We start from the raw sequence: 265 nt of genomic DNA on the forward strand, positions 1-265 counted from the left end.
CGGCTCCGTGTTTTCCACTTAACCTCGCTAGATACTGTAACTCGCCGGTTCATTCTTCAATAGGCACGCCGTTGAGCTTGTAAACATACGCTCTTCGACTGCTTGTAGACATACGGTTTCAGGTTCTATTTCACTCCCCTCCCGGGGTGCTTTTCACCTTTCCCTCACGGTACTATACGCTATCGGTCGCTAAGAAGTATTTTGCCTTGGAGGGTGGTCCCCCCTGCTTCCCACAAGGTTTCTCGTGTCTCGTGGTACTCTGGAT

General features: G+C 50.9%; 1 rRNA gene. It reads right to left on the reverse strand.

The annotated features are described in order from the left end of the window. A 23S ribosomal RNA gene (locus Ga0466249_RS26150) occupies positions 1-265 on the reverse strand; the annotation flags it as partial.

The sequence above is a fragment of the Pelorhabdus rhamnosifermentans genome (genome assembly GCF_018835585.1).
Taxonomy (GTDB): domain Bacteria; phylum Bacillota; class Negativicutes; order UMGS1260; family UMGS1260; genus Pelorhabdus; species Pelorhabdus rhamnosifermentans.